Source organism: Baia soyae, from assembly GCF_004341445.1.
GTDB classification, from domain to species: Bacteria; Bacillota; Bacilli; order Thermoactinomycetales; family Thermoactinomycetaceae; genus Baia; species Baia soyae.
The window spans coordinates 1-21,954 of sequence record NZ_SLXV01000019.1; the positions used below are offsets into that span (position 1 = coordinate 1).

The 21,954-nt window shown below is 42.3% G+C and carries 25 protein-coding genes; 19 read left to right on the plus strand and 6 right to left on the minus strand.

The features are described from left to right. Positions 1 to 102 precede the first annotated feature (102 nt). Positions 103 to 417, minus strand: coding sequence for an alpha-helical endospore appendage domain-containing protein (locus EDD57_RS07595; RefSeq protein ID WP_131848861.1), 315 nt, complete (start codon positions 415 to 417; stop codon positions 103 to 105). A gap of 324 nt (positions 418 to 741) precedes the next feature. On the opposite strand from EDD57_RS07595, the gene EDD57_RS07600 reads away from it, so the two are divergent. Beyond that, positions 742 to 1,728 carry an MBL fold metallo-hydrolase gene (locus EDD57_RS07600; protein ID WP_131848862.1) on the plus strand — a complete coding sequence of 329 codons (987 nt, stop codon included), beginning with the start codon at positions 742 to 744 and terminating at the stop codon, positions 1,726 to 1,728. Between the two features lie 14 nt (positions 1,729 to 1,742). On the opposite strand, the gene EDD57_RS07605 is transcribed toward EDD57_RS07600, so the two are convergent. From EDD57_RS07605 to EDD57_RS07620, 4 genes are all read right to left on the minus strand, one after another. Further along, the gene (locus tag EDD57_RS07605) at positions 1,743 to 2,183 is read right to left on the minus strand and encodes an NUDIX domain-containing protein (RefSeq protein ID WP_131848863.1); all 441 of its coding nucleotides are present in this window, start codon (positions 2,181 to 2,183) and stop codon (positions 1,743 to 1,745) included. Positions 2,184 to 2,285: 102 nt separating this feature from the next. Continuing rightward, positions 2,286 to 2,825, minus strand: a complete 540-nt coding sequence (locus EDD57_RS07610) for a GNAT family N-acetyltransferase (RefSeq protein WP_131848896.1) — start codon at positions 2,823 to 2,825, stop codon at positions 2,286 to 2,288. A 159-nt stretch (positions 2,826 to 2,984) separates the two neighbouring features. Next, positions 2,985 to 4,418 carry a 6-phospho-beta-glucosidase gene (locus tag EDD57_RS07615; protein ID WP_131848864.1) on the minus strand — a complete coding sequence of 478 codons (1,434 nt, stop codon included), beginning with the start codon at positions 4,416 to 4,418 and terminating at the stop codon, positions 2,985 to 2,987. A 61-nt stretch (positions 4,419 to 4,479) separates the two neighbouring features. After that, positions 4,480 to 6,405 (minus strand): beta-glucoside-specific PTS transporter subunit IIABC, encoded by a 1,926-nt coding sequence (locus tag EDD57_RS07620; RefSeq protein ID WP_131848865.1) that lies wholly within the window; start codon positions 6,403 to 6,405, stop codon positions 4,480 to 4,482. A gap of 258 nt (positions 6,406 to 6,663) precedes the next feature. Here EDD57_RS07620 and EDD57_RS07625 point away from each other — a divergent pair, with 258 nt between their 5' ends. The 6 genes from EDD57_RS07625 to EDD57_RS07650 all read left to right on the plus strand — a co-directional run bounded on the left by EDD57_RS07625 (position 6,664) and on the right by EDD57_RS07650 (position 12,059). Further along, positions 6,664 to 7,005: a PadR family transcriptional regulator gene (locus tag EDD57_RS07625; RefSeq protein ID WP_131848897.1), complete on the plus strand. Its 342-nt coding sequence runs from the start codon at positions 6,664 to 6,666 to the stop codon at positions 7,003 to 7,005. Then, positions 6,980 to 7,534 carry a DUF1700 domain-containing protein gene (locus EDD57_RS07630; protein ID WP_131848866.1) on the plus strand — a complete coding sequence of 185 codons (555 nt, stop codon included), beginning with the start codon at positions 6,980 to 6,982 and terminating at the stop codon, positions 7,532 to 7,534. Before EDD57_RS07625 ends, EDD57_RS07630 begins: the two co-directional genes overlap by 26 nt. Further along, positions 7,531 to 8,379 (plus strand): DUF4097 family beta strand repeat-containing protein, encoded by an 849-nt coding sequence (locus EDD57_RS07635; protein WP_131848867.1) that lies wholly within the window; start codon positions 7,531 to 7,533, stop codon positions 8,377 to 8,379. Before EDD57_RS07630 ends, EDD57_RS07635 begins: the two co-directional genes overlap by 4 nt. Before the next feature lie 102 nt (positions 8,380 to 8,481). Next, the gene (recQ, locus tag EDD57_RS07640; protein ID WP_131848868.1) at positions 8,482 to 10,644 is read left to right on the plus strand and encodes a DNA helicase RecQ; all 2,163 of its coding nucleotides are present in this window, start codon (positions 8,482 to 8,484) and stop codon (positions 10,642 to 10,644) included. A gap of 420 nt (positions 10,645 to 11,064) precedes the next feature. Beyond that, positions 11,065 to 11,490, plus strand: coding sequence for a hypothetical protein (locus EDD57_RS07645; RefSeq protein ID WP_131848869.1), 426 nt, complete (start codon positions 11,065 to 11,067; stop codon positions 11,488 to 11,490). 5 nt (positions 11,491 to 11,495) lie between these two features. Beyond that, positions 11,496 to 12,059 (plus strand): VanZ family protein, encoded by a 564-nt coding sequence (locus tag EDD57_RS07650; protein ID WP_131848870.1) that lies wholly within the window; start codon positions 11,496 to 11,498, stop codon positions 12,057 to 12,059. A gap of 41 nt (positions 12,060 to 12,100) precedes the next feature. Here the strand turns inward: EDD57_RS07650 and EDD57_RS07655 are convergent, their stop codons facing one another. After that, positions 12,101 to 12,538 (minus strand): SRPBCC family protein, encoded by a 438-nt coding sequence (locus EDD57_RS07655; RefSeq protein ID WP_131848871.1) that lies wholly within the window; start codon positions 12,536 to 12,538, stop codon positions 12,101 to 12,103. A gap of 414 nt (positions 12,539 to 12,952) precedes the next feature. Here EDD57_RS07655 and EDD57_RS14370 point away from each other — a divergent pair, with 414 nt between their 5' ends. From EDD57_RS14370 to EDD57_RS07715, 12 genes are all read left to right on the plus strand, one after another. Next, positions 12,953 to 13,687 carry a LysM peptidoglycan-binding domain-containing protein gene (locus tag EDD57_RS14370; protein ID WP_165873709.1) on the plus strand — a complete coding sequence of 245 codons (735 nt, stop codon included), beginning with the start codon at positions 12,953 to 12,955 and terminating at the stop codon, positions 13,685 to 13,687. A 71-nt stretch (positions 13,688 to 13,758) separates the two neighbouring features. Beyond that, a complete protein-coding gene (locus tag EDD57_RS07670; RefSeq protein ID WP_131848872.1) occupies positions 13,759 to 14,661 on the plus strand; it encodes a conjugal transfer protein in 903 nt (300 codons plus the stop codon). A gap of 17 nt (positions 14,662 to 14,678) precedes the next feature. Next, positions 14,679 to 14,846: a hypothetical protein gene (locus tag EDD57_RS14375; RefSeq protein ID WP_165873710.1), complete on the plus strand. Its 168-nt coding sequence runs from the start codon at positions 14,679 to 14,681 to the stop codon at positions 14,844 to 14,846. Beyond that, on the plus strand, positions 14,827 to 15,960 hold the full coding sequence (locus EDD57_RS07675) for a hypothetical protein (protein WP_131848873.1): 1,134 nt from the start codon (positions 14,827 to 14,829) through the stop codon (positions 15,958 to 15,960). The genes EDD57_RS14375 and EDD57_RS07675 overlap by 20 nt, the downstream gene beginning before the upstream one ends. A 200-nt stretch (positions 15,961 to 16,160) precedes the next feature. Next, the gene (gene paaA / locus EDD57_RS07680; RefSeq protein ID WP_243649488.1) at positions 16,161 to 17,084 is read left to right on the plus strand and encodes a 1,2-phenylacetyl-CoA epoxidase subunit PaaA; all 924 of its coding nucleotides are present in this window, start codon (positions 16,161 to 16,163) and stop codon (positions 17,082 to 17,084) included. 33 nt (positions 17,085 to 17,117) lie between these two features. Further along, the gene (locus tag EDD57_RS07685; RefSeq protein WP_131848875.1) at positions 17,118 to 17,501 is read left to right on the plus strand and encodes a phenylacetic acid degradation protein; all 384 of its coding nucleotides are present in this window, start codon (positions 17,118 to 17,120) and stop codon (positions 17,499 to 17,501) included. Further along, complete coding sequence (paaC, locus tag EDD57_RS07690) at positions 17,491 to 18,297, plus strand: 1,2-phenylacetyl-CoA epoxidase subunit PaaC (RefSeq protein WP_243649489.1); 807 nt, start codon at positions 17,491 to 17,493, stop codon at positions 18,295 to 18,297. Before EDD57_RS07685 ends, paaC begins: the two co-directional genes overlap by 11 nt. Then, on the plus strand, positions 18,275 to 18,757 hold the full coding sequence (gene paaD / locus EDD57_RS07695; RefSeq protein ID WP_131848876.1) for a 1,2-phenylacetyl-CoA epoxidase subunit PaaD: 483 nt from the start codon (positions 18,275 to 18,277) through the stop codon (positions 18,755 to 18,757). Before paaC ends, paaD begins: the two co-directional genes overlap by 23 nt. Positions 18,758 to 18,780: 23 nt before the next feature. Continuing rightward, positions 18,781 to 19,092 (plus strand): EthD family reductase, encoded by a 312-nt coding sequence (locus EDD57_RS07700; RefSeq protein WP_131848877.1) that lies wholly within the window; start codon positions 18,781 to 18,783, stop codon positions 19,090 to 19,092. A gap of 1 nt (position 19,093) precedes the next feature. After that, positions 19,094 to 19,954, plus strand: a complete 861-nt coding sequence (locus tag EDD57_RS07705; protein WP_243649490.1) for a 3-hydroxyacyl-CoA dehydrogenase NAD-binding domain-containing protein — start codon at positions 19,094 to 19,096, stop codon at positions 19,952 to 19,954. Beyond that, positions 19,947 to 20,738, plus strand: a complete 792-nt coding sequence (locus EDD57_RS07710; protein ID WP_165873711.1) for a 3-hydroxyacyl-CoA dehydrogenase family protein — start codon at positions 19,947 to 19,949, stop codon at positions 20,736 to 20,738. Before EDD57_RS07705 ends, EDD57_RS07710 begins: the two co-directional genes overlap by 8 nt. Next, positions 20,731 to 21,948 (plus strand): thiolase family protein, encoded by a 1,218-nt coding sequence (locus EDD57_RS07715; RefSeq protein WP_131848879.1) that lies wholly within the window; start codon positions 20,731 to 20,733, stop codon positions 21,946 to 21,948. The genes EDD57_RS07710 and EDD57_RS07715 overlap by 8 nt, the downstream gene beginning before the upstream one ends. Positions 21,949 to 21,954 lie beyond the last annotated feature (6 nt).

The following is a 21,954-nucleotide window of genomic DNA, read 5'->3' on the forward strand; positions in this document are numbered from 1 at the left end:
ATTGGATTCGTCAGACTTAAGTGAACCGCCTAGTGCGGAACCGCATGCTAGGTGGTGTGAGAGGTCGGGGGTTAATCACCCCCTCCTACTCGATTTTTTTATTTATGGTAGTGTATTACTTTCTGCTTCAAAAACGGTTTCTAATTTCTCATTTAGGATCCATTCTTTTTTTCTAACTTCACGAATGGTTTCGCGGACACTGCTATTTATGAGAAGTAAATCCGATATTGTTGGTTGGATGAGGGGAGTAACCCCTGGTAGAGTTCCTAAAACGTACTGAAGCTTTTCGCCCTCCGCGTTAATAATATGGCTAAGCCCTAATTCTTCGAGTGCAATGGAAGATAAGAGCAGGTTGATCGCGTCTTCTCGTGTAATGGTAATATTCGGGGAAATATTAGGTATATTCGCTTGAGACATGTTCATTCCTCCTAATTAAGTCCTTATTTTCTACACTATGTGTATGCCCGTGGGCTGGGTATGGTCCCAGAAAGGAATGAGGGGACTGGCCCAATTAACAGAAGCTTGCCTAATAGCCGTGACCAGCAGGCAATTTAGCCCTGAAGTCAGGACATCTGCCTAGCGGAGCAGAAAATCATGATGATAAGTATCTTTCGCTGTCCTTTTTGTCAAAATGAGAATAGAGGATATGGTGACTTACTAACAAAGATTTAATCTTTTTGATGTGATTGTTTAACGCAGGTCCGCTATAGTAGAGAAACAAGGTAAAAAGGAGTGAGCTAGATGGGTATATTGTTTACCTTCTTATTTTGCGTGGTAACCCTCATCCTGCTCGTAGTAGGATTTCTATTTTATAGAATGTCGCAAATGCCGAATCCACCGTATCAAGTGCCGCCTAAACGAATCGATCCAGCTCAGTGGGATCGAGAACGTGTGACGGTGGGGTGGATTGGTCATTCTACGGTGCTAATTCAGTTTTATGGGATTCGGATTATAACGGATCCTGTTTTAACAGAGCGGATTGGGATTCCTCTAGGTTGGGGAGATAATTGGAAAATGGGACTCCGGCGTCATACGAGTCCTGCCATAGATGTAGAGAATATCGGGCCTGTCGACGTGGTGCTCATGTCGCATGCTCATATGGATCATCTGGATTTTTCATCATTACGAAAAGTAGTTACTTCTGAAACGGTGATTATTACGGCTCCCGGCATATCTCGTTTGCTTCGGAAACTAGGAGCAAAGGAAATTCGAGAATTGGATGGGCAATGGGACAACATGGTTCTGCCGAATGGCCTTGTGATCCAAGCGATTCCTGTGGTTCATTGGGGGAAACGATATCCATGGAGTCGGAATCAGGGATATACGGGCTTTCTGCTCAGCTATCGGGATAAGAAGTTATTTTATCCGGGTGATACGGCTTATACGGATGTATGTAAGGAATTACCGAAGTGGGGAGAAATCGACCTCGCTTTTATGCCGATTGGAGCGTACGAGCCGGCATCGTTTCAAGTAAATCATTGTACACCTGAACAGGCGTGGCAGATGTTCGTCGATTCGGGTGCGAAGAAGTTGGTTCCGATTCATTGGAATACGTTTGTGTTATCGTTTGAGCCGGTAGAGGAGCCGCTCGAACGGTTGTTAGATGCTGCGCAGGTTAGTAAGAGGGAAGACTGTGTGGTGATTCGTGAGTTGGGTGAAATATATATATTAGATGAGGCGGAGTCGGGCCGTATGTTGGCCTCTAGTTCGGATCAGGTTTCGTTGTGAGTGGAGAGATAGGCTTACGTGATCTCGCCCAAATAGATAGGAGAAGGTGAATCTCCACTGTGAAAAGCTAAAATCCGTTTCCTGAGTCCAATAGGGAATAAGGGGTGGTTCTCTAATTCGTCTAAAGGCAGCCATGAAATGCCTGTTTGTTTGCGGTCCATATTGAGAATAGGAGTGTCTGTATGGATGGATGTAGGTGTACAGGTATACATAAATTCAATCCGATGAACACCTGGGTCCATAAAGCATTCTCGCACGAATAGGAGATCGCCAAGGTTGACTTCGATCCCGGTTTCTTCAAGGCATTCTCTCATCAGGGTTTGGTCTAAGGTTTCGCCTGCATGCTGACCTCCGCCTGGAAGTAGATGATAGATACCGTCTTGATCTTCATACGTTGTGACTAGCAATGATTTTTCGTGGATGAGGATGGCTTTGACAGAATTTCTGATTTTCATAGAGGTCACGTTCCTTTACCGTAGGGTATAAATTGGTATCTTAGCATGGTTAAAGAGTTTATTCTAGGTAGGCTATATTACCTAGAATAAACTCTTTTTCATTTACTGATTCTGCTCAAAGTACTCATCTTGTAGGATTCCCATATGAATGATGTCGTGCCATTTACCATTTCGAAATAGGCTTTGTCTAGAAATTCCTTCTTCTTGAAAGCCGATCTTCTTGTACAATCGAATCGCTCTATCATTAAATGAAAATACTTTAAGAGCAACTCGGTGAAGATTTATTTCGTAAAAAGCGAGATCTAGTAGTAATTTCAATCCCTCTGAGCCGTAGCCTTTTCCCCAATATTCTTTTTCACCGATGTCGATAATACATTCAGCATTTCTATTTTTATAATCAATATTGACTAATGAAATAATGCCGATGGGTGTTTCATTTTCCTTTTCAACCATTATGTAGCTTTTGCCTGTATGGGATTCCAAGATACGATTTACAAATTCTTTCGTTTCATCCATATGATACATATCCAAAGATAGATAGGTGGAACGAATCACCTCTATATCATTTCTCCATTTGTGGTAAAGTTCCGTATCTTCATTTGTCATCTTTCTTAATTTCATTCGGGTTGATTCAAATAGCATTCCGATCACTTTCCCTTCTCTTTTGGAGATTGGTAAATAGGAGTTTCATAGAGAATTATACATAATTTTTCCGAATTCATTCAGTGCGCTTCTAGAAAAGAGGGAGCTATTAAAGTAAATGAGTTACTTGGAATAGCTCCCTTTCCTTCATGTGAAACTTTATAAATCAAGCTTTTGACCATTGGTTTCAATTACTTGTTTGTACCAGTAGAAACTTTTCTTGCGATATCTTTTTAGTGTTCCGCTACCGTTGTTGTCTCGATCGACGTAGATGTAGCCGTACCGCTTCTTCATCTCGCCTGTGGAGGCACTGACGATATCGATAGGGCCCCAGCTGGTGTAGCCGATGATGTCTACACCGTCTTTTATCGCTTCGGCCATTTCTTCGATGTGAGCTTGTAGATAGTTGATCCGATAGTCGTCGTGTATTTCTCCTTCAGGAGTTAATTGGTCTACTGCTCCTAGGCCGTTTTCGACGACGAATAATGGTTTCTGATAACGATCGTATAGTTGGTTGGCAGTGATGCGTAGGCCTTTGGAGTCAATGATCCAGCCCCATTCGGACTTTTCCACATAAGGATTGTCAATTGATGCAAAAATATTGCCGCCCGTTGTATTTTTAAGTATTTCTGGATCGGTGCTGGTTACTTGACTCGAGTAGTAACTAAATCCGATATAATCCACTGTGTATTTCTTCAACAGCTCTTCATCGCTTTCTGCCATCTCAATGGTTAATTGGTGGTCTTGGAAGAAACGTTTGGCATAACCAGGGTATTCTCCTCTTGATTGGACGTCGATGAAGAAGAAGGATTCGCGGTCCTTTTCCATCGCATGGAAGATGTCGTCTGGATTGCAAGAGTATGGGTAGACCGTTCCAGCGGCGAGCATGCATCCGATTTGTGCTCCGGGAATGGTTTCGTGGCATGCTTTTACGGCTAGTGCACTTGCTACGAGCTGATGATGGGCGGCTTGATATTGGATCTGCGTTCGATTTTCTCCCTCTTGGAAGACAAGGCCCGCACCGAGGAATGGTGCATGTAGGAGCATATTGATCTCGTTGAAGGTCATCCAGTATTTGATCTTCTCTTTGTAGCGTGTAAAGAGAGTCTGAGTATACGTTTCAAAGAGGTGGACAAGCTTCCGGTTCCTCCAACCTCCGTATGTTTCTACAAGGTGTACCGGCACATCAAAGTGGGCAATGGTGACGATTGGCTCGATACCGTTCTTCCATAATTCATCGAATAATTGATCGTAGAATTGTAAGCCAGCTTCATTTGGTTTCTCATCATCGCCGTTTGGAAAAATACGTGCCCAAGAGATGGAGATACGCAGTGCTTTGAAGCCCATTTCGGCAAATAGGGCAATATCTTCTTTATATCGGTGATAGAAATCGATTGCATCGTGAGATGGGTAAAACTCTCCTGGTTCCGGTGTGAAGGACTGTAAGCCACCATCCATAATAGGCCAACGTTTTTCTCCAGTGGGGAGCAGGTCAACGGTGGTTAAGCCTTTTCCATCTGCTAGGTATGCGCCGTCAGCTTGATTGGCAGCGATGGCTCCGCCCCATAAGAATCCTTTTGGGAAGTTGTTCATGTTGTTCGTCCTCTCTTGTGGTAGGGTTATTCGTTCCATTTGTTGAGATGGATATTGGATGTTAGTTAAGGACTGGGCTGGTTTTACCCTCCCATTTCATCAAACACTCACCCACACGAATCTGCTGTTCACCTATAGTCGTAATATGGAACTGGTCTTGATTTGTAATCACGACTGGCGTTGTCAAAGCAAATCCTGCTTTTTTGATTTCTTCTATATCAAAGTCGATTAATAGTTGTCCCCTCTCAACACGGGAACCTTGTTCCACATGAGGTGTGAAAAATGTACCGTTCAACTGTACCGTGTCCATTCCGATATGGATTAAGATTTCTGCACCGTCGTCTGTGGTAATCCCGATTGCATGATGAGTTGGGAAGAGAACGGAAACGGTGCCAGAAACGGGAGCGTATAGCTTGCCTTCCGAAGGCTCAATCGCAACCCCTTTCCCAAGGGCGCCCGATGCAAAGGCGGCATCTTTTATATTTTCTAGAAGTTTTACTTCACCGGTGAGAGGGCTGGATAGCTCTAATCTTAGTTCAGAAGTTTTCTCTTCTTTGTTTTCCTTCTGGCTTTCCTCTTCCTCCGAAGCTTTTTTAAAGCCGAGTAGGGAGGTAAGGATGAAACCAAGGATAAAAGCAACGGTCATAGCGATGACAGCGCCCCAAAATCCTGCCGTAATGCCGTCTTTCGGGCTAACGTAGACAGGAAGTTCAAAGATTCCGAGGCCTCCCACCATATAGTTTACGGAACCAAATACTCCGGAAATCGCTCCACCAATACCAGCCGCAATACAGCTTATGATGAATGGTTTTTTCAATGGAAGTGTAATCCCGTAAATGGCAGGCTCAGTTACTCCAAAAATCCCTGATATAAAGGCTGGAATCCCAAGGGTCTTTATCTTTTTATCTGATGTTTTCAGCCAGACTGCTAGTACGACACCTATCTGTGCAAAGGCCGCACTAAAAGCCAAAGGTTGGATTGGATCCATATGACTAACGGCAATGTTGTTCATGCCAATCGGAATAATGCCCCAATGGAGGCCGAAGATCACAAAGACTTGCCAGAACCCCCCCAGGAGTAACCCGGCCACGAGAGGACTTAGATGATAAACCCACAGTGTTGCTTGTCCTAATAGCTGACCTCCCCATGTGGTGATCGGTCCAATAATCAGGAATGTAAGGGGTACAACGATCAGTAACGTTAAAAAGGGAACTAAGAATGCTTTTACTACATCAGGAATGACTCTATTCAGCTCTTTTTCTACTTTTGCTCCAAAAGAAGCGGCAAAGATAATTGGGATTACAGATGATGCATAACTCATTAAAATTACAGGAATCCCTAAGAATGTAATATGAATCGGTGATTCAAACATCGTTCCAGCAAATAAGGTATAGAGTGGCTCGCCTCCTGATAAACCAGATAGGGCTGGATAAACCAATGCTGCTCCAATCGCCATCCCAATAAAAGGATTGCCACCAAATTTTTTACTCACTGTATAGCCTAGGAAAATCGGGAAGAAATAGAAGAGTGAGTCTCCAACGGCATTTAATATCTGGTACGTTCCTGACTCGCGTGTAAACCACTCCAGTGTTACAAATAGCTCATTAAAGCCTTTGATCATCCCCGTCGCCGCTAAAACCCCGAGAATCGGTGTGAAAATGCTAGAGAAAATATCGATAATGCGATTAAATAGTCCTTGTTTTTTATCGTCTTCATTCGTATTCACAGGGGCTTGAGCATCTAATCCTCCTACATCTACTACAGCTTTATATACATCAGGTACATGATTTCCGATGACAACTTGGTACTGACCACCGCTTTGCATAACCGTGATCACACCGTCCATGCTTTTCAGTACCTCCGTATTTGCTCTGCTTTCATCTTTCAACTGAAAGCGTAAACGAGTCACACAATGAGCTAAACTGTTAATGTTTTCTTTCCCGCCAACATTTTTTAAAATGTCTTTTGCTAGTTGATCATACTTCATTTTGATTCTCCTTATTTACTATTTAGCAACACTAATATTTAGTTCAACCATATATCTAGATGAAACCGGTTTCAATTGATAATTATTGGATATTGTTTTGAATGAAATCGAGTTTTATTCACGATAGAAAGAAGGAGGAAAGAATATTAATGAATCATTTATAGAACAGTACCTTGCATTATTTTGTAGTTAATAGTATATTAATTATTAATCTGTACCTTGTAATGTATAGTACCGTTAAAGAAGGTAGGTTTTTTGATGAATGTTCAATTTAAAAAGGGTGTGCTCACATTATGTGTTTTGGTGTTAGCTGTAAAGCGGGATCGATATGGCTATGAGCTAGTAGATGCGATTTCGGAGAAATTTTTGATCGCAGAAGGTACGATCTACCCACTATTAAGAAGGCTAACAAAGGAAGGGTACTTTACCACCTATTTGGTTGAATCACAGGAAGGACCCCCAAGGAAATATTACCAGCTAACCGATGAAGGAAGAAACTATGCCCAAGGCTTGGTTAAAGAATGGAAATCATTTTCCGCTAGTGTAAATCAATTGATAGAAGAGGGAATAGAAGATGACAAAGATGGAATTCTTGAATGAATTACGTTCGTACTTGCACAAGCTTCCTGTTAGTGATCAGGAGGATATCCTGAGTGATTATGAGACTCACTTTGAGCATGGACTTGGGAAAGGAAAAACAGAATCAGAAGTGATCCAATCCTTAGGGAAACCTAAATTGATCGCCAAAGAGTGTTTAGCCGATTACTACATAGAGGAAGAACGCCCAGAAAGACCATCCTCCAGGCGATTTCGATCCACTTATATGTTAATTGGATTAGGTTTATTTAATCTGATCTTCTTGGTAGGACCATTTATTGCGTTTATAGCAGTTGTTTTTTCGTTTTATGTGACAGCCATTATTTTATGCATGATACCTCTTGTGGCTCTTGCTTCATTTTTTATAGTAGAACCGATAGAGGGAGTTTTTTCTTTATTTGTAAGCTTCATATGTCTGGGTATAGGGTTGTTAATGTGGACTGGATTGAATCGCTTTTCGAAAGTTGTCTATCAGTGGTTTATTCGCTACATCAAGTCAAACTATAAGATTATTAAGGGGGAAGCAAGATGAAGAAGGTGGTACTGCTCTCGCTTATCCTTATCGTTATTGGTGTAGTTGGAAGTGTGGGTGTTGGATTGGTGGGATTTAAAGATTTAGGGCAAGAATTGGAAATAAAAGAAACATTGAGTACTAAGGATATAAAGCAGATTTTTATTAATAGTGAATTTGCTGATGTAATGTTGCATCCTAGTCAAGATGATCAAGTACATGCACACCTAAAAGGAAATTTCCCAAAAAGTCAACAACCTGTAATGAAAGCTACAGGCGATCAGGGGGATATTCATATTTCGGTAGAGCAAAAACGTAAGCACTCGATCTTTAATTTTAGTATTGGATTTGTCACATTTAAACAACGTGTATTACATGTATACATTCCTAAAAAGATGTTTGATAAGGTTCGTGTCGAAACAGATTATGGCAAGATTTCAAGTGAGCAAAGCATGGCATTGAAGAGATTAGAGATGAAAACCTCCTATGGTGATATTTTTCTTCATGAGTTTCAAGGTACTGAGATAAAAGCCAATACCAACTATGGTGATATTCATATTGAAAGAATAGATGGGTCTTTTGATCTTGCTACCGAAATGGGTGATATTGAAGTTGATCGACTTGAAGCTGTGAAGGGGAACAATAAAATGCATACCGAAATGGGTAATGCGGAAGTAAAGTTCGCCAAGGATCCTAACCCAGTTAAGATCAATCTGTTTACAGATCTCGGGAATATCGAAACAGATAAAGGACTTACCCATGAAGTGGACCGTACGCCGGGTAGTCAAGGGGAAGCATCTGGTACCCCTACATTGTCTATTCATACGAAGCTTGGAAATATAGAATTAGAGAAACTATATCAGTAACTTCCCTAATTTCTATATAAAGGAAAAAATAATATTTTTTCTCGTCCAACTCCCTAAAATTCGCTATGATGGTAACAACGAAAGCGAATAGGTGGATGAATGATGAAGTTAATAGAGAAAGCTGAGAGATTGTTACAGGATCTATATGGCTATCCTACCTTTAGAAACGGACAAGAACAGATGATTTCTCAAATTCTAGAGGGGAAACCTTCTCTCGGAATTATGCCTACTGGTGGCGGGAAATCCCTCTGTTATCAAATACCTGCATTGTTACTGGACGGAATTACGTTGGTCATCTCTCCTTTAATCTCCCTGATGAAGGACCAAGTAGATGCCCTTAACCAATTAGGAATTCCAGCTACCTATTTAAATAGCACTGTTGATTACTATGAGATGGAGCAACGGATGCGGGAGATCTATGCAGGGAAAATTAAGCTTGTATACCTTGCGCCTGAGAGATTGGAGATGGAATCCTTTGTACAAATGCTACAAAAGGTTCCTGTTTCCCTCGTAACAGTCGATGAAGCTCACTGTATCTCGCAATGGGGCCATGATTTTCGTCCTAGTTATCTCAGCATCGGCACCATGATTCAACAATTGCCCAATGAGCCAATCGTCTCTGGGTTAACTGCAACGGCGACGGCACAAGTGCGTCAAGATATCCAAGATATCTTACAAATTCCTGTAGAAAACACCGTACTAACGAGCTTTCAACGTTCGAATTTGCGTTTCTCTGTCCTACATGATCAAGAGAAGGTTTCCTTTATCGAAAGTTATCTCAAACGATACCCCAAACAATCTGGTATCATCTACTGCTCCACGCGTAAAGAAGTGGATGCGCTTTACCAACACCTAGGAGAATGCGGTTTCTCTGTGGGACGATACCATGCCGGGATGACAGAGGGCCAACGCGCGCAAGCCCAAGAAGCATTTTCCTATGATCGACTTTCGGTCATCGTAGCGACAAACGCCTTTGGGATGGGTATTAATAAACATAATGTAAGATATGTCTTACATTATAACCTGCCTAAAAACATCGAGAATTACTACCAAGAGGCAGGACGTGCGGGGCGTGATGGGGAAGAAAGCGAATGCATCTTGTTGTATCAAGGACAAGATGTACGAACTCAGCGTTTTTTAATCGATCAATCCGAAATGAACGAAGAGCGTAAGAAGCTAGAATCAAGCAAGCTTCATGCGATGTACCAATACTGCTTCACACAATCATGTTTGCAAAACACGATTATCCAGTACTTCGATGATCCGATAGAAGAGCCATGTGGCAAGTGTCATAATTGCTTGGCTCAAATGGAGACAAGCCTACAAGATTTTACTGTAGAAGCACAGAAGCTATTCTCCTGTATCAGGCGTATGAAGGAACGTTTTGGTCTCTCTATGATTGCCAAAGTGCTAAAAGGCTCTAAATCCAAAAGAGTAATGGAGCTCGCCTTCAATCGACTTCCTACATACGGGATTTTACGAGAGTATACGGAAAAAGAGATACAGCTATTGGCCCTTACACTGCAAGCAGAGGGATACATCAAAACCTATAACTCTGCCACAGGTTCCTTGCCACTCATTAAACTGACTGACAAAGCGGCCCAAGTTTTAAAAGGAGAGCTGAACGTCTATCTTCGTCCACTTCGAACTGCTGTGATAACAGAGGAGAGACAACTGCGAACGAAGCGTTCTACCCTATTTGACCGCTTAGATGATCTCCGCCGAGTGTTTTCAAATGAAGAGCAACTGCCTCCATACATGATTTTGTCTGACTCAACCTTGCGTGCTATGGCAGATCGGATTCCACTAAATGACACCGAACTTCTCTCTATGGTCGGTATGACCCAGCACAAAGTTGCCAAATACGGAGCTAGAATTTTAGAGATCACAGCCACCTTTGCCTCTGAACGTGAACAGAAAGTGCAATCGAAAGCACCGATGCGAAAAGATATAAACCAGAGCCATCTTGTTACCTATGACTTCTTTCAATCCGGGAAATCGATTAAGGAGATTGCTTCCACGCGGAACATGTCTAATAAAACGATTGAAGATCATCTCGTACGTTGTCACAGCGAAGGCTATGACATCCCATGGGACACCATTATTCCCGAAGAGTACCAAGAAGCCATCTTACAAGCTGTTCAAGAATTAGGTGCATCTAAGCTAAAGCCACTCAAAGAAGCCCTGCCAGCTGAAGTGACCTATTTCCAGATTAAAGCGGTTATTGCGAGAGAGCAGGTAGCGGTTAGTTCAATAAAAGAGTAAGTGAAATGCAAAGGGCTAGTTTTGACTAGCTCTTTTTTGTTTGCGTTCTGGAAAGTAGTGCAGTTTGGAAGATGGTATATAAAGATTCATTACCGGAGCTAATAGGGAGCTAGTATCAAGAAGTAAGTTTTCTGATTATTTATAATATAATATAAAATTATTAGATTATACAAATGGGAGGAACTGCAAAGAACATATAATTCTTTGTGGCAGTTACTTTATGAAAAGCAAAAAAATAACGAAGATCACGATAATGTGGGATCAATCATGATTTTCTTACAAACTTGTAAGTTAATTGTAAGCTAGTTGAATTGAAAACATTTTTCCATTAGATAAAATTATACTACAAGAAAAGATATTTCAAACTCTTCTTATTTAAGAAAGTTTACCTTAAATAGCACTACATAAAGGGGCGTGTACATGTTCAAGTCTTTAAAGAGATCCATAGCATCGCTACTGGTTTTCATTGCGATTCCGATGATGGCCTTTGCTCATTCCTATACATCTACGTTATCCTCTCATTCCTATACATCTACGTTGACCCTTGATTATCAGGTGAAGGGGGCTGTGAGAGACTATTCAGGGACTAATCTAACAATACAAACATATGGGAATTCAGAGAAGTGTACGACTGCCAAACGACCAGCAAATGATTACTTCTTTGTTGACTTGTATCGATTCAGTGCATGGGGAGTGGATGATTTCATTGGGCGAATTAAACAATCTAGGCATATCGAGAGTAAAAATACTTTTTCAAATGTAGGACCCGGTAAATACTATTTCTCATTCCAAAAGGCAGACGATTTTTGTACAGTCAGAGCTAATGTAAAATATGATAAGGAGTAGTGTTAGTGTTAATTGATTTAAAGCCACTTTACATTGTCGTCATTGTTTTGACCTATATGGGTTTCATATTCTGGAAGAATAAAAGCTGGATGCAAAGAGCACTTCATCTTACTTTTATTGTATACATTACGATGCTATTGAAAGAAATATTTTTTCCAATCAAAATCCTTCCTCCCGAATACGCAACACCGACCGGATTAAATAATTTTGTTCCACTTGAAAGTATCACGCGTACATTTGGAAGTGAAGTTCCAAATGTCGCACTACTACAAATCGGTGGGAATTTGCTACTGCTATTTCCTTTTGGGTTTTATGTATCGATTCTATGGAGGAAAGTGAACTCGGCGGGTAAAGCATTCCTAATGGGAATGGGTGTATCCCTGTTCATTGAATGTTTACAACTTACACTAACTAACATGATCGGCCAAGACTATAGACGCTTTGACATTGATGATCTATTCTTAAATGTGATTGGTTATATGGTAGGATATTTCATACTCAAACTATCTGTCCCAGTAGTTAAGACGTTAGTACATGTTGATCATCTAAAAAAAGCAGGTAGCCGGTAGTTCGATAAAATGAGTAAGTAAATGCAAAGGTTGTTGAGGCGTTATTTACCCTCCACCACCTTTGTAAGGCGATCTGAAATAATTACTTTCCAGCCTTCGTCCATACGCTCACGAATGACAGAGCTTTTTTCATTGGCTTTTGGTAAGAGGTGATCTGCTTCTTTCCATCCACTATGAATGAGTGTAAATTCGGTTTGCTGGTCATTACATTTTTTTAATAGAAACGTAATCACCCATCCATCTATATCCCATGAAAAGGATAGACGGTGTGGTTCATCTACTTCTATTATCTTGCAAGGGGAAGGGCCAAATGGCGAATTTATATGAAACTCACAACCTATTTTCAGTTCAAGATTATTTGGCATAAACCAAGAAGCAATGCTCTCTGAATTAGATACGATATCCCATACGGTTTTGAGTGGTGCATGTAGTACAACACTGTGTTTAATATCTGGTAATGCAGTGGTGTTTGGTTTCATAGTGTAACTCTCACCTTTCTAGATTAAACTAACTCAGATTTAGATTTGTATTTTATTCCACTTTTGAATTTCAAGTAAACTCGAGGTGTCTTCCAAATGTTGTACTTTTATTTTATTGCTAAGAATATCTTTCTATGCAAAAGAAGAATACATATTTCTGTAAAAAAATAGTTCCACCGTATCTGATAGAATAAAATAAAGACATAATTTTTTAAATTTGAGTGAGGTGTATTGAATGAATTGAAAAAATAAAAGATAAATATTTTTTTTAAGGACTTGAAACAGTTTTCAATTTTGAACATAATAAGGAAGATTGACCTTTTTCCTGGGATTTTTATAAAAAACAATGAAAAAAGGTTAATAGTTCTCCCTTTATGAGAGCGCAAATACAACATGAATTTCGGAGGAGATATTTTGAGAAAGAAACTAGCACTTACTGCACTTACACTAACACTATCTCTAGGTCTAACTGTCCCATCGTACGCGACGGATACTAATCCACCGCCACCACCACCAGCAGGCGGAGAAGTTACACCACCACCGCCACCACCAGAGCCAACGAAGCCGCCAGAGCCAACGAAGCCGCCAGAGCCGACGAAGCCACCAGAGCCAACGAAGCCGCCAGAGCCGACGAAGCCACCAGAGCCAACGAAGCCACCTGAGCCAACGAAGCCACCTGAGCCGACAAAGCCAGAGTCAACAAAGCCTGAGCCAACGAAGCCAGAGGCGACGAAGCCAGAACCAACAAAACCTGGTAAATCTACTGGATCTTCACAAGTAGCTGCTCCGGTTTATGCTTCCAAACAAGGGCCTGTAACTGCTCCTGAGGCATCAACAGTTGATAGAGTAACTGTTGCAACGGCAGATACTAATAATGCCAATGAATCTGCTACAGTTGCACAAGCAACAACGAAAGAAGAAACAACTACTGAAGCGACTACTACAGAATCAGTAAAAACTTACACAGTGGTAAAAGGCGATTGCTTATGGGATATCGCGAAAAAACATCTTGGTGATGGAAACAAATGGACAGAGATTTGGGAATTAAATAAAGATATGTTAGTAAAACGCGACTCACGCAATTCAAAAGATGCTGGTCATTGGATTTATCCAGGACAAGAATTGAAAATGCCAGAGTTGAAAAAGTAATGTGCAGTGAAAGGGGATGAGTTTTTTCATTCCCTTTTTTTCTTTAAGTCTAGTATGAGGAGGATCGGATTTTGATTAGAAAAAAAGGTGATCATCCAAGGGAATACAAAGTGATAAAAGGTATGAGATCGAAGAAGATTTTAATCTGGGGATTACTGACTATCAATGTAGTGGCTCTTCCACTTGGTTTTTTTTATTTAAAAAATAGCACGGCTGCCGCTAGAGGTATTGAGCAGGAGGCTCCTGTTATGAGCCAGACTGCAAGATCCTTTGTTGAAGATTTTGTCTCTACGTATTTTAGCCTGCATCAGGGATTTGAAGATGTCCGGGCCGATAGCTTAAAGCCCTTTTTGATGAAGGGGTTGGACAAACAAGCTGGTTTAGAATCTATAGAAGCGAACCTTTCGACAGGGAAGGTCCGAGTGTGGGAAATAGAGAAGAAAAGTCCTAACAAAGCCATTATGACGGTACAAGCAGAGGTTTACATACGGGATAAAAGTGATAAAGTTCTTTCGATGGACAAGCGCTTTCTCGCAGTTCCTATTGAGAGTATAGGGAATGGCCAGTTTGTCGTATCAGACATCCCTTACTATGTTAGCCAGCCAAGCACTCCAGATGTGACAAAAAAGGAAGAGTCTCTATCCAATAAGGCAGATAGTTCTACCAAACAGGAGTTGGAAACGTATCTAAAAACGTTCTTCCAAGATTATGTTTCCGGTAATCCAGATAAACTTTCTAGCTATACAAAGTCCAATTCCAAACGTATCCAAGGAATGACTGGAGTATTGGAATTTGTTAAAATTAAAGAGTTGGAAGTATACAAAGAGAAACAAATGGTGGTAAAGGCGAAAGTTCAATTTAAAGAAAAGGATAAGGGAACCATAAAGACCAATGGAGTTTATACGTATCCATATACAATTCAATTGGAGAAGGATGGAGAACGTTGGATGATTGTGGGTATGGAAACTAAGTAGTTTATGAGGTAGATAGTATGAAAAAGGTATCTGTAAGTAATGGGATTACGAAAGTGGAAAATGGAAAGTTAGCCAATCGACCCCATGAGTCGACTTCTTCTCGAACTGTCGTCCAGTTCGGAACCGTTGTTACGTGTCGTGATTCTCCAAGAAAGGAGAGAGACCATGAGACCCGTTCGAATTGAATTTCCCACCCGTCACATTGAAGGAAATCTCTCGTTTGGTCAAGATGGCTCTGTGTGGGCGTATTATGAAATCAAGCGTTCGGAGTATGAAAGCAAACAGATGCATGCTCGATTTCAAGATGCTCACCTCTCTGAAGAATATCACTACATTCAAGTGCCTTGTTATTCAAATAAGCAAACAAATAGCGAACTCAAATGGTTTTCATTTGAAGAAGAAATCAGCACTCATTCTGATCAACCTCCCCAACTGATCAGTGAGGTTATCAATTCTTATACTGAGATCAGGGTTTTTATTGGATTTCGATTACGAAAGCCGAAGCAAAGAGAATTCAAGAACTATTTCCGTCGTCGATGGAAACACAAGATTCGAGATTTTATCCGTTATCTCTACTCTATCACTGGGATTGCTGATGGAGAGATTTTAGAAGAAGAGCTATTTGAATATACAGGGCAAGAAGAGCTGTTATTCCAATCATTACGAGGATTTATGAGTATACATAGACTAAGTACTCAGGATCTTAAATGGTATATTTGTCAACATGTCTATCAGGATCACAAACTTCCTCCACCGAATGAACTAGGAAATCTAGTGACTGAGTCAGAGATAAGTACTCTTACTCTAGATGATAGTGAAATTGAGATCCATCCGCACCATTTAAAGACTCGTCATTTGGAAGAGGCGACTGGTGAAGTGAGAGAAGTCTATACATCCTACCTTTATGCAATCTATTTTCCCGATGACTTACAATTTCCTGGAAAATCCGAATGGGCGTATCTCACGAATATCTTTGATTTTCCTGTATCCATATCGGCAAGGAAGGAAATGGATAACCTGGAGAATGTGCATTTTATGACTGTTGTATTTGGAGTATCTGCTAAAGATGAGGAGACCCTTGCTGAGCGAGTTAGTAAAATCGTCTTAGAGTATCGTCAATATGAGATCGAAGTACAACTTTGTTCAGATAATCAGTTTGTTGGATATAGTGACTTCCTGCCATGTGGGGAGCAGTATGAAAGATCCGTTTCGTTTACGAGTAGAATGAAAACGGCTCCTATACAAATTGAGACTCCTAAACCAAAACAAATTGAGAGTCCATCTGATTTTCTTTGGTAATGCACAGAGATACTATATGTATGCATCAAAGGGAAAAAGAGGAATGTTACTTTAGACCTAGTTGAAAATATTGACAATAAATAGAATGTTCGTCTATGCTAAAAGCAGGGTCCCATTTAATCCCTGCTTTTTTATTGTGCGTATATAGTGTGGATTGCATAAGTTGTAGGTTTCTCTTATGGATCAAGGGAGGCGTCATTGTGGATTCACAACGGTTGGAAGAAGAATTTGTGAAACGGGTGCAAAGTGGAGCCAAGATCGAGGCGAGTGATTGGATGCCGGATGGCTACCGCCACTTGTTGATTAAATTGATTCATATGCATGCAGTAAGTGAGATTATGGGTGTTTATCCTGAAAAGGAATGGGTGCCAAAAGCACCGAATCTACGGCGGAAGCTCGCTTTGATGGCAAAGGTTCAAGATGAGATGGGCCATGGGCAATTATTGCTACGTATCGTAGAGGACTTGGCCGCGCCGTATGGAAAAGGGCGCGAAGAGTTATTAGATGATTTAGTAGAAGGCAAGGTGAAATTTCACAATGTTTTTCATATGGAAGCGAGAACATGGGCGGATGCGGGTTTAATTGGTTGGCTGATTGATGGAGCCGCCATTATTAATCAGGCATCGCTGTTGTCTACCTCGTATGCACCGTATGCTCGTATCCTGAAGCGAATCTGTGCAGAAGAGAGTTTTCATATGCAGCATGGTGAAAACGTAATCTTAAGTATAGCAATGGGAACCGATGAGCAACGCAAAATGTTGCAAGATTCCCTCGATTATTGGTGGTACTCTCTCCTCTTTTTCTTCGGACCTCTAGAAATAACCCCAGCTGCTCAGAAAATGTTACATTACCGCATTCGAACCAAAACCAACGAAGAACTGCGGCAAAAATTTCTAGCAAAATATGTTCCTCGGATCTGGTCGCTCGGCCTTACGATCCCTGACCCCACATTACACTATGATTCCAAGTTAGAACGTTGGCACTATGCCGAACCAGAATGGGAAGTATTCCAGAAAATCGTCTCAGAAAATAAGGGGCCGAAATCGCAAGAGAGAATTGCCTTACGACGCATTGCCCAGGATCAGCATAAATGGGTGCGTCTTGCCATGACAACGGGAATATGACGTTGTTTCATGGGAAAGGGGAGTTTTAGTGCGATGGAAAAGCAAACGGAACCTTCTGGTGTCTATGAAGTATTTGTGCAAAGAGATCATCTAGATCCCATGATGCATGTGGGTAGTTTACTAGCTCCTACAAATGAATTAGCGCTTCAATTAGCAAGGGAGAATTTTACCCGTCGGGAACAGATTCTTCAGATTTGGGTGGTACCACGGACACACATCTACTCAGCGGAAGAAGACGATTTCCATGCAAGAGAGATGGATCGATCTTATCGCGAAGTTTCAGGTTATACAGAAAACGGCCGTTTGTGGAGAATGTTTAAGGAAAAAGAGATCACATTGGAGGAGATTGTTCGATACGTCGAACAGAAAAAGCAGTCTAAACATGACCTCCATAGGGAGGAAAGCCATGAGTCATGAGATGAACTCCCTAGCACCTGAGCTATTAACAGGGCAACAGCGCATGATCTTGGTAGATTGGTTAACCCAGTTAGCGGATGATGAGTTTATAATCGGGCATCGAGATTCAGAGTGGTTGGGATTGTGCCCTACGGTGGAAGAGGATGTGGCATTTAGCTCGATTGCGCAGGATGAAGTGGGGCATGCGGTATTTTACTATGAATTGATTCAGGAGTTAGAAGGCGTGAGCGCTGATGATCTAGCCTTTCAACGCCTGGCACACGAGCGAAAGAATTCGCTTCTAGTGGAGCGGGAAAATGGCGATTGGGCTTATACGATTGTGCGCCATTATCTGTATGATTTGTGGGATCAAATTAGGCTCGATGCTATGGTGGAATCGCGTTATGTCCCATTAGCGCATGGGGCAAAAAAGATGAAGCGAGAAGAGTATTACCACCTCATTCACTTTCAACATTGGTTTGCCCGGTTAACGAAGTGCGGGGGAGAAGCGCGAGAGCGGATGAAGAACGCAATGGAGCTCGTGGAGCAAGATCTTGATGATTTATTGGATATGGGTTTATACGAAACTGATCTCTTTTCATGGGGGATTTTGACCAAGTCATCTGAGGAGATGAGAAGCGAGTTTTATAGTCGATACGAAGAGCTTTGGAGAGATATGTCTGATTTATCAGAGAGAAAGCTAATTTTTTCTAAGCAAATATCTAAGGGGCGAATGGGACAACATTCTCCGGCGTTAGCCTCTGTGTTAGAGAATATGACAGAGGTGATCCGATTTGACCCAAACGCACAATGGTAAGCAAAAAAAGGAGCGATTTCATCAAATCTTGGATGAAGTGAAAGATCCGGAAATTCCCGTCATAAGCATAGTAGAGATGGGGATGGTCCATCAGATTACGGTTGAAGATCGAACGATTTGGGTGGAGGTCATGCCTACCTTTCTTGGATGCCCTGCTCTAGAGATGATCAGGAGTTCGATTCGAGAAAGGCTTTTGCAAGAACCGGATATGGATGAGGTGTTTGTAGAGTTTATACGAGATCCGTTATGGAGCAGTGAGCGGATTTCGCCGATTGGGAAAGAAAAGTTAGCTGGTTTCGGTCTGGCGACTCCTGCTATGGATGGTTTGGATCAGGTGGAGTGTCCTTATTGCCAATCAAGTGGAACGAGTTTGGTTAATTTGTTTGGTTCTACTGCATGCCGTTCGATTTACTATTGTCGCTCTTGCAAAGAGCCCTTTGAAGCAATGAAGCCTATTTAATAATGAGAGAAAGAGGAGATAACATGGTAAAACTAACCGCTTTATACCGTCAACCGGAAGAGGTCCAAGAGTTTGAGACGAGATACTTTGAGGGGCATTTACCGCTGGCAAGAAAAATGCCGGCTTTATTAAAAATGGAAGTGACTCGGTTTACCGAGACTCCTATGGGTGACCACCCTCCCTATTATTTGCAAGCCGATCTATATTTTGCATCGAAAGAAGCTCTCGATGCGGCGATGAAGTCTCCAGAGGGAAGGGCGGCGGCGAAGGACGTGATGAGCTTTGCTGGGAATCTTGTAACGATGATTGTAGGAGATGTGAAAGGGGACGCTTAATGTGACCGAACAGATATGGAGATCTCCTGCTGTAATCGGTACTGGTACGATGGGAAGAGGCATTATCGACATGTTGATCACCGCGGGCTATCAAGTGAAAGCGTTTGATAACTGCAAAAAAAGTCGTATCAGCGCCCGTGAATGGTTAGAAGAGCGATGGTGGAAGCTGGCAGAGAAAGGGAAGAAAACCTTATTTGAAGTAGAGTCGATGCAAGAGAGATTGGTGTTAGTGGACTCTCTGCAAGATTTGTCCGATTGTGATTTGATTCTTGAGGCTGTGCCAGAGGATTTATTGATGAAGAGAAACCTTTTTCATCAATTAGATTCTCTTATGCCAGCTGATACAGTGCTTGCAACAAACACTTCTTCTTTATCCGTTACCTCTATTTCTAGCAGATTAAAACACCCAGAGCGAGTGATTGGCCTGCATTTTTTCAATCCAGTCTGGCGATTACCGTTGGTAGAGGTAGTAGAGTCTGCTCATACACCCTTGGAATTAATTCAGCAGGCGATGAGCTGGCTACAGTCGATGGGCAAAGAACCGATTCACGTTTTGGATACCCCTGGATTTATTGTGAATCGGGTGGCGCGTCCATTCCATTTAGAGGCTTACCGCATTGTAGGGGAAGGCTCGGCAGATAAGAATCAAGTGGACCGTATTCTCCGTTCAGCTGGGTTTCCGATGGGTCCCTTTGAACTACAGGACTTGATCGGTATTGATATCAATTATTCAGCCTCTCATTCTGTTTATGAAGGCTTCCACTATGATCCTCGTTTCCGCCCTCATCCAGAGCAGCGAGCTTTGGTTGAGAGTGGGAAGTTGGGTCGGAAGTCAGGAAAGGGGCATTACATCTATGAATGAATTCGTTCTACTGGTAGGGAGAGGAAAGTTAGTAGAAGAAATAGATTTGTATTTAAATCAGCAAGGTGTGAAGACCAAGACCCTCGACCAAGTGTTTTCGCCTAATGAAGTGATTGCGGTTTTCGATTTGGAAATAGGATTGAATCAAGAGAAAAGACAACTGCTACAACAAGTAGAGACACGAGTTACGCAACAGACCCCTATTTTTACCTCGGTCCTACATCGAACGGCGACCGAAATTGCTTCGTGGTTATTTTATCCGGAGAGACTTGTTGGTTTCTCTCCTCTTTTGATGCCAACGATGACATGCGTGGAGATTTGCTTTCCGATTCAATCCCTTCGGCCCAATCATAAACTTCTTTCATTCTGGAAACAGATCGGAAAGGAAGTGGAGATTGTAGGAGATCAACCGGGTCTTGTATTTGCGCGAACGTTAGCACTGCTAGTCAATGAAGCATCGTTTGCTCTATCGGAAGGGGTTGCGAAGGCGACTGATATCGATCTAGCGATGCAAAAAGGGTTAAACCATCCACAAGGCCCCCTTCAATGGGCGGATCAGGTTGGAATTCATCATCTTTATGCTGTTTTAGAAGGGTTACAGCGTGAGTACGGAGAAGATCGCTATCGACCAGCACCGTTGCTTCGGAAGATGATGTATGCCCAGTTTATCGGTGTCGAGGCAGAGCAAGGCTTCTACAGCTATGGCCCGCAAGAGATGAGGCGAGATTCACACTGTTTTGCCGATCGTCCAGAACGAAGATCGAAGATGCTTTCTGATGCATGAAGTGGTCATAGTAGATGCGGTTCGCTCCCCGATTGGCAAAGCACGTGGTAGCCTTTCTACCGTTCGGGCGGACGATTTAGCTGCTTATGTCATCCAAGCAGTATTGGAGAGAAATCCAGAATTAGATCTTTTTGATGTAGCCGATGTGATCTTGGGGTGTGCCAATCAAGCGGGTGAGGATAATCGCAATGTTGCCCGAATGGCTTCTTTGTTGGCAGGCCTTCCTTACGAGGTTCCGGGTACCACTGTAAACCGGCTGTGTGGTTCAGGGATGGAAGCGATTATTCAAGCGGCGCATTTGATTCAGGTGGGTGCGGGACAAGTGGTCATAGCGGGTGGAGTGGAGAGTATGTCCCGCGCGCCTTGGGTGATGTTGAAGCCAACTGAGGGAATGATGCGCGGGAATCAGAGTTTAGTGGATTCTACGCTCGGATGGCGGTTTACGAACCCGAAGATGGAGGAGCGATTTTATCCCTATAGTATGGGGGAAACGGCGGAGAATGTAGCTGAACGATACCGCGTTTCGCGACAGGAACAAGATGAATTTGCGTACCTGAGCCACCAGAAAGCGACGGAGGCATGGAAAGAGGAACGATTTGCGAGTCAGATTGTCCCCATTCTCATGAAGAAAAAGGGAGAAAAAGTGGATAAATGGATGAATTCAGACGAACAAGTGCGTCCAGATACCTCAATCGACCGATTGTCGACCCTGAAGACTGTTTTTCTAGAAGGGGGAACCGTAACAGCTGGAAATTCGGCTGGGATTAATGATGGTGCATCTGTTTTGCTGTTGATGGAAAAGGAGTATGCTCTTCGGCATGGATTTCGTCCGATGGCCCGTTTCGTGCAATCGGCTGTGGCTGGTGTTCATCCGGATGTGATGGGGATTGGGCCTGTTCCTGCTACTCAAAAAGCTTTACAGAAAGCAGGATTACGGGTTCAAGATATCAATTGGTTTGAGGTGAATGAAGCATTTGCCGCCCAAGCGATTGCTTGTATCAGGGAGCTACAAATCCCCTTTGAACGTGTCAATCCACTAGGAGGGTCCATCGCTTTAGGACATCCGCTTGGTGCCAGTGGTGCACGGATTGTTACCACATTAATTCATCAGTTAGCGCGAGAGTCTCAGGCTGGGGCGTATGGGTTAGCTACGATGTGCATTGGAGTGGGGCAGGGAGTTTCGATGATTGTACAGAGCATAAAAGGATGAAGGAGG

Excerpts from the sequence above, each read along its gene's own strand:
- EDD57_RS07710 (WP_165873711.1), top strand. The coding sequence starts at position 19,947 with ATGAATGAATTCGTTCTACTGGTAGGGAGAGGAAAGTTAGTAGAAGAA.
- EDD57_RS07675 (WP_131848873.1), top strand. The coding sequence starts at position 14,827 with ATGAGACCCGTTCGAATTGAATTTCCCACCCGTCACATTGAAGGAAAT.
- EDD57_RS07645 (WP_131848869.1), top strand. The coding sequence starts at position 11,065 with ATGTTCAAGTCTTTAAAGAGATCCATAGCATCGCTACTGGTTTTCATT.
- EDD57_RS07620 (WP_131848865.1), bottom strand. The coding sequence starts at position 6,405 with ATGAAGTATGATCAACTAGCAAAAGACATTTTAAAAAATGTTGGCGGG.
- EDD57_RS07615 (WP_131848864.1), bottom strand. The coding sequence starts at position 4,418 with ATGAACAACTTCCCAAAAGGATTCTTATGGGGCGGAGCCATCGCTGCC.
- EDD57_RS07630 (WP_131848866.1), top strand. The coding sequence starts at position 6,980 with ATGACAAAGATGGAATTCTTGAATGAATTACGTTCGTACTTGCACAAG.
- EDD57_RS07635 (WP_131848867.1), top strand. The coding sequence starts at position 7,531 with ATGAAGAAGGTGGTACTGCTCTCGCTTATCCTTATCGTTATTGGTGTA.
- EDD57_RS07595 (WP_131848861.1), bottom strand. The coding sequence starts at position 417 with ATGTCTCAAGCGAATATACCTAATATTTCCCCGAATATTACCATTACA.
- EDD57_RS07715 (WP_131848879.1), top strand. The coding sequence starts at position 20,731 with ATGCATGAAGTGGTCATAGTAGATGCGGTTCGCTCCCCGATTGGCAAA.
- EDD57_RS07625 (WP_131848897.1), top strand. The coding sequence starts at position 6,664 with ATGAATGTTCAATTTAAAAAGGGTGTGCTCACATTATGTGTTTTGGTG.
- EDD57_RS14375 (WP_165873710.1), top strand. The coding sequence starts at position 14,679 with ATGAAAAAGGTATCTGTAAGTAATGGGATTACGAAAGTGGAAAATGGA.
- EDD57_RS07605 (WP_131848863.1), bottom strand. The coding sequence starts at position 2,183 with ATGAAAATCAGAAATTCTGTCAAAGCCATCCTCATCCACGAAAAATCA.
- paaC (WP_243649489.1), top strand. The coding sequence starts at position 17,491 with ATGAGTCATGAGATGAACTCCCTAGCACCTGAGCTATTAACAGGGCAA.
- EDD57_RS07655 (WP_131848871.1), bottom strand. The coding sequence starts at position 12,538 with ATGAAACCAAACACCACTGCATTACCAGATATTAAACACAGTGTTGTA.
- EDD57_RS07610 (WP_131848896.1), bottom strand. The coding sequence starts at position 2,825 with ATGCTATTTGAATCAACCCGAATGAAATTAAGAAAGATGACAAATGAA.
- EDD57_RS07685 (WP_131848875.1), top strand. The coding sequence starts at position 17,118 with ATGGAAAAGCAAACGGAACCTTCTGGTGTCTATGAAGTATTTGTGCAA.
- EDD57_RS07700 (WP_131848877.1), top strand. The coding sequence starts at position 18,781 with ATGGTAAAACTAACCGCTTTATACCGTCAACCGGAAGAGGTCCAAGAG.
- EDD57_RS07600 (WP_131848862.1), top strand. The coding sequence starts at position 742 with ATGGGTATATTGTTTACCTTCTTATTTTGCGTGGTAACCCTCATCCTG.
- recQ (WP_131848868.1), top strand. The coding sequence starts at position 8,482 with ATGAAGTTAATAGAGAAAGCTGAGAGATTGTTACAGGATCTATATGGC.